Below are 564 nucleotides of genomic sequence, written 5' to 3' on the forward strand. Positions count from 1 at the left end.
TGTCGGAGAACCTTTTACGTGCGACGGGGTGGCCGCAGTCCCAGCGTCCGCCTGCCAGCGTCTTTCAGATGTGCGGCCAACGCGTCGTCGTCGAGCTGCACCCACGTCGGACCGACCGCACCTGCCATCCCCGCGAAAACCATGGCCGCCCGGATCTCCCCCGCCGGGCCCGGCTCCACGTCGGCGAGCAACCTCAACTGCCGGGCGATCAGATCGCTCCAATCCCGGTGCTGCTGCAGCGCCGTGGCGACGCTGGGATCTGCGGCCAGGACAGCGGCCAACCCGCGGTTGCGCACCGAGAGGTCGGCGTAGCCGCTGAGCATTTGCTCCGCCCGGGCACGAGCACCCCGCTGCGACTCGGCCGCGTCGATGATCGCTCGCAACTGCGCGAACATCGGTTCCAGCACCGCGGCCAGCAGTTGTTCACGCGTCCGGAAGTGGTGATAGATGGCGGCTTTCGTGAAGCCCAACTCGTCGGCGATCATCTGCAGCGAGGTGCCCGCGTAGCTGTGCCGGGTGAACAGCATGACGGCGACGTCGATGAGCCGCTGCCGCGTGCCGGTC

Annotated in this window: 1 protein-coding gene; it reads right to left on the reverse strand. The window is 68.4% G+C overall.

The genetic code is table 11. The annotated features are described in order from the left end of the window. Window positions 1-14: 14 nt before the first annotated feature. A partial coding sequence (locus A5663_RS09555) for a TetR/AcrR family transcriptional regulator (RefSeq protein ID WP_231976742.1) occupies window positions 15-564 on the reverse strand: 550 nt, incomplete at its 5' end.

This window comes from Mycobacterium sp. E740 (assembly GCF_001672895.1).
Classification (GTDB): Bacteria; Actinomycetota; Actinomycetes; order Mycobacteriales; family Mycobacteriaceae; genus Mycobacterium.